Below are 4,961 nucleotides of genomic sequence, written 5' to 3'. Positions count from 1 at the left end.
ACCAAGGACGACGCGGAGGTGCGCCGATAGTGGTCTCGTCCGTCGTCCACGCCGGCTTCGCGCTGCTGCTCGCGGCCGGCCTGCTCGGCGACTACTACGACCGGCGCGCGCTCGCCGTCCTGCTCGCGATCGTCGTGATCCCCGAGGCGGACAGCTTCCTCGGGTTCGTCATGTCCGGGGCCCATCGCACGATCGGGCACAACCTCGTGTTGCCCGCGGCGGGGGCGGCGCTGCTCCACTACGACGCCCGCCTCCGCGAGCGGTCGGCACTCCGCGAGCGCCTCGGCGACCGGTGGATCGCGGTGGCGTGGGTCGGGCTGTTCGTCCACGTCTTCGCCCACGTCTCGCTCGACTGGGTCCACCTCGAAGGGGTGAACGTCTTCTGGCCGCTTCGGGACCGCTTCTACGCCCTGGACGGGGAAATACTGCTGTCGACCGCGGACGGCTTCGTCCAGACGTTCGTCGACCTCCGAACCGACCCGGAGACGGGCCGTCGGGCGGTCGACGCCGGCGGCGGCGGGACCACCGAGACGGTCCACGTCAACAACCCGGTCGAACCGCGCGATCCCGCCGACGAGATCGAGGAGCCCGTCGAGCGGATCTTCCCGGTCGCGAGCGCCGGCTGGCGGCTCTACCTCGCCGGGACCGGGCTGTTCGTGCTGGCCGCCCGGCGGCTGCAGGACCGAGCGCCGGGAGGAGGCGGGGACTGAGGAGCGCCGAGGGGGACCGAGGTCCGGGCGACCGCGGACGACATAAAGGGCCCACATAGTATGGCGAGGGGGTGAACCCCTCGGAGGGCGTACTATCCGGTGATGAGCCCTCGCTCACGCGACGACGAGCGTCTCGCCGGCGCGGAGATCGCGGTCGTCGGCGCCGGGTTCGGCGGCCTCTCCGCGGCCGCGTACCTCGCCGACGCCGGCGCGGACGTGACGGTGTTCGAGCGCAACGAGCATCCGGGGGGGTACGCCGGCCGGATCGAGCGCGACGGCTTCCGGATCGACACCGGCCCCTCGTGGTACCTCATGCCGGAGGTGTTCGACCGCTTCTTCGGTCACTTCGGGCGGTCGACAGAGGAGTTCTACGAGCTGACCGAGCTCGACCCGCTCTACGAGGTCGTCTGGAAGGACGGCGACCGCGCAACGATGCCCGCAGACCGGGCGGGGCAGAAGGCGCTGTTCGAATCGTACGAGGCGGGCGCCGGCGATCGGCTCGACGCGTACCTCGACGACGCCGCGGAGGCGTACGAGCTCGGGATGGACCGGTTCGTCTACCCGAGCCGGTCCCGGCTCCGCGACATGGTCGACGCGGACGTGTTGCGGTCGGGGCGCGCGCTCCCGAAGCTCCGGACCATGGACGACTACGTCGGCGACTACTTCGAGCACGAGAAGCTCCGGCAGATCGCGGAGTACAAGCTCGTCTTCCTCGGCGGGTCGCCGTACAACACGCCCGCCATCTACACGTTGATGAGTCACGTGGACATGAACCTCGGCGTCTACCACCCGACCGGCGGCATCGCGAGCGTCGTCGACGGGATGGCGGCGCTCGCGACCGACCTCGGCGCCGAGATACGCACGGAGACGCCGGTGACCGCGATCGAGCCCTCGGTCGCGGCGGCGGGCCCGAAGTTCGAGGTGGACACTCCCGGATCGACCGACCGGTTCGACCGAGTCGTCGCGAACGCGGCGCCGCCGCACGTGGAGCGCGACCTCCTGCCAGCCGAGTACGCCCGCCGCGAGGCGTACTGGGAGTCGCGGACGTACGCCCCCTCGGCGTTCCTCATGTACTTCGGCGTCGAGGGCGAGGTCGACCTCGACCACCACGCGCTCGTCTTGCCGACCGACTGGCGCCCCCACTTCGACTCGATCTTCGACGATCCGGCGTGGCCGGACGATCCGGCGTACTACGTTCACGTCCCCTCGAAGACGGACCCGGAGGCGGCGCCGGAGGGCCACGAGGCCGTGTTCGTCCTCGTCCCGCTGGCGCCCGGGCTCGACGACGACTCCGAGACCCGCGAGCGCTTCCGCGAGCTGGTGCTCGACGACCTCGCCGAGCACGCCGGCGTCGACTTCCGCGACCGCGTCGTCTTCGAGGAGACCGCCTGCGTCGCCGACTTCCGCGAGCGGTTCAACGCCCCGCGGGGCACCGCCCTCGCGCTCTCGCACACGCTCGGACAGACCGGGCCGCTCCGCCCGGCACATCGGGCGCCGGGCGTCGAGGGGCTCTACTACGTCGGGGCGTACACGAACCCCGGGATCGGGATGCCGATGTGTCTGCTCAGCGGCGAACACGTCGCCGAGGCCGTGATCGAGGACGCCGCCGACGGGGGGGTGTTGCCGTCCGTGGTCCCGACCTCGACGCTGCGGTAGGAGCGATCGGGGGTCGACGCGGTCGATCCGGACGCGACCGCACGCAACCGCGACGGGCTCAGTCCGACCCGTCGACCGCCGCCTGCACGGCGGCCCAGTGCGTGATCGTCCCGTCGTCGCCCGGCAGCGGGCGGAGCGAGACGCGGTTGAGAAACGGCTCCCCGTCGCGCCGGTAGTTCCGGACCTCGACGGTCACCGGCTCCCAGATCGACACCGCCTCGCGGAGGTCGGCGACGGGTTCGGGATCGGTCTCCGGGCCCTGTAACAGCCGCGGGTTCCGGCCGCGGAGCTCCGCGAGCGAGTAGCCGGTGAGCTCGCGGAACGTCCGGTTCGCGTAGCGGATCGGGGTGTCGCGGTACGCCGGGCCGCAGAGCGTGACGCCCAGCGGCGCGTCGTCGAGGAGTCGGACGCGCTCGATCAGGCGTCGGTCGCGCTCGGTGAGGTCGTCGCCCTCGGCGACCGCCGGAGGTAGGGCCGCTGCCGAGTGCGTCCGGGGGAGTCCGTGCGGGTCTATTCGCTGTTCGGCGTCGTCGCCGCCGGCGGCTCCGTCGGCGAGGAGATCGCGGAACGCGCGTCGGGCGTCCCCCTCGTCGGCCGCGAGGAAGTCGAGGATCGCCGCTCTGAGTTCCATCGCGGCGTCAGAAGTCCCGGCCGGTCGCGGCGTCGGGGAGGTCGTACCGCTCGACCGGGAGTCCGAGTTCCTCGAGGGCAGCCTCCAGGTGTTCGGTCGCGATGAACTCGTCGCCGGCGGCGACGCGAGCCGCCTGGGCGTGCGCGAGCACCTCGCCCTTCCGGTCGTCGGGAACGTCGAACTTGTCGGCGGCGAGCTCGATGACGAGCCCGTTGTGGTCGTGGGTGTACAGCGAGTGGAAGGCGCCGCGGTCGTACTCGCTCACCTCGTGGCCGGCGTCGAGCAGGCGGTCGCGGATCGCCGGGAGCTCCTCGGGTTCGATGCTGAACGCGAGGTGATGGACCGCGCCGATCCCGGGGTCCTGTGTCTCGACGGAGTCGCGCGACTCGTCGACGAAGAAGGTGACCAGCCGCCCGTCGCCCGCGTCGAAGAAGAGGTGTTCGACCTCCTCGCGGTCGAGGTTCGGCTGTCTGATCACGAGGGGAAGTCCGAGTACGTCGCGGTAGAAGGCGACCGTGTCGTCCGCGTTGCTCCCGATCAGCGTGACGTGGTCCCAGCCGGTCGCGCGGAGCGTGCTGTCCGGCCGTTCCGCCGTGACCTCGTGCGTCGGCATACCGTGATCTACGGCGGCGTCCCTCATGAGTCCGTGGTAACACCGATGTCAGTCGACGACGCGAGGCGGACCGAATCGGCGGAGGCTAAAAGAGCGATTTGGGATTCCCGACCGGTTATCCCGACCGAAGCCGAAACGCGGGACGTGCGGCGGAACGCTCGACGGACGGACCGGGACGCCGGGCTCGCCACGGAGACGTGTACGCTGCCCGACGGCCGGACCCTCGCCTACGCCGTCGGCGGGGCCGGGGACGGGACGCCGGTTGTCGCGCACCATGGAACACCGGGATCGCGGCTGTTCGCGTCGCTCCTGGCCGACGCCGCCGCGGCGGAGGGCGTCCGACTCGTCGTTCCGGACCGGCCGGGGTACGGCCGCTCGTCGCCCCCGCCGGACGACTGGACCCCGCGGGACTGGCGGGAGGACCTCGCGACGCTCCTCGACGCGGAGTCGATCGAGCGGGCCGGGGTCGTGGGGTTTTCCGGCGGCGGACCGTTCGCGCTCGCGGCCGCGATGAACGAACGAGTGGGTCGCGCCGCGCTGGTCAGCGCCGTCGTTCCGCCGGCCGACGTCGGCCTCGTGAGGCTGTCGCGGGTCCCGCTCGCCGTGCGCGCGCTCTTCCGCCTGTCGAGGGCGTACGCGTCGGTGGCTGGCCCGAGTGCGGTCGTCGGGCAGTACACCGACCGCTCGGTTCCGGCGGACGTCTCGCGGGCGGTCGCCGACGATTTCCGCGAGGCTCTGCGGCAGGGAGCGCTGGCGGTCGCCCGGGAGAACCGGTCGTTCGGGGCGGGGTGGCCGGAAATCGACCGACCGCCGGTCCCCGTCCGGGCCTGGCACGGGACCCGTGACGAGAACGCGCCGCTGTCGGCCGTCCGGGCGCTTGCGAACGAGAGCGGCGTCGAGCTTGCGACCGCCGAGACGGACCACCTCGGGGCGCTGCTCGATCACCGACGGGAGGCGTTGCGGTGGGTCGGCGACGCGTAGCGTCGAAGCGGGACGCGAGGAGAGAGGCGGGACGGGTAGACTCGCGGGGTCCCCACGAGCGGAACGAGTGGGGGCAAGCGAGGGAACGAGACGAACGAAGTGAGTCGAGTGGACTCGCGGGGATTTTGAACCAGAGCCAGACGTGCTCGCTCACTTCGTTCGCTGCGCGCGACTGGCAGGATTCAAATCCCCGCTCGTTGCAGAGTTGCGCCGCTCGCGGTATTGCTCGCGGCGCAAAAACATGGACTCGCGGGGTCCCCACGAGCGGAGCGAGTGGGGGCACGCGAGGGAACGAGACGAACGAAGTGAGTCGAGTGGACTCGCGGGGATTTGAACCCCGGGCCTTCCCCGTGCCAGGGGGATGATCTAC

The 4,961-nt window shown here is 71.5% G+C and carries 5 protein-coding genes; 3 read left to right on the top strand and 2 right to left on the bottom strand.

The genetic code is table 11. The annotated features are described in order from the left end of the window. Window positions 1-29: 29 nt before the first annotated feature. Window positions 30-710: a metal-dependent hydrolase gene (locus tag SD626R_RS13435; protein ID WP_092566846.1), complete on the top strand. Its 681-nt coding sequence runs from the start codon at window positions 30-32 to the stop codon at window positions 708-710. A 102-nt stretch (window positions 711-812) separates the two neighbouring features. Then, window positions 813-2,366, top strand: a complete 1,554-nt coding sequence (locus SD626R_RS13430; RefSeq protein ID WP_092566845.1) for a phytoene desaturase family protein — start codon at window positions 813-815, stop codon at window positions 2,364-2,366. A gap of 58 nt (window positions 2,367-2,424) precedes the next feature. Here SD626R_RS13430 and SD626R_RS13425 read toward each other — a convergent pair whose 3' ends face one another. Beyond that, the gene (locus tag SD626R_RS13425; protein WP_241996798.1) at window positions 2,425-2,997 is read right to left on the bottom strand and encodes a PAS domain-containing protein; all 573 of its coding nucleotides are present in this window, start codon (window positions 2,995-2,997) and stop codon (window positions 2,425-2,427) included. 7 nt (window positions 2,998-3,004) lie between these two features. Further along, complete coding sequence (locus tag SD626R_RS13420) at window positions 3,005-3,610, bottom strand: VOC family protein (protein ID WP_092566844.1); 606 nt, start codon at window positions 3,608-3,610, stop codon at window positions 3,005-3,007. 144 nt (window positions 3,611-3,754) lie between these two features. Here SD626R_RS13420 and SD626R_RS13415 point away from each other — a divergent pair, with 144 nt between their 5' ends. Further along, window positions 3,755-4,591 carry an alpha/beta fold hydrolase gene (locus SD626R_RS13415; protein WP_241996796.1) on the top strand — a complete coding sequence of 279 codons (837 nt, stop codon included), beginning with the start codon at window positions 3,755-3,757 and terminating at the stop codon, window positions 4,589-4,591. Window positions 4,592-4,961: the final 370 nt, after the last annotated feature.

It is taken from the genome of Halorubrum sp. SD626R (assembly GCF_001261915.1).
Lineage (GTDB): Archaea > Halobacteriota > Halobacteria > Halobacteriales > Haloferacaceae > Halorubrum.
The sequence above is the reverse complement of the archived record's forward strand: the minus strand, read 5'-3'. Positions and strand labels throughout refer to the sequence as shown.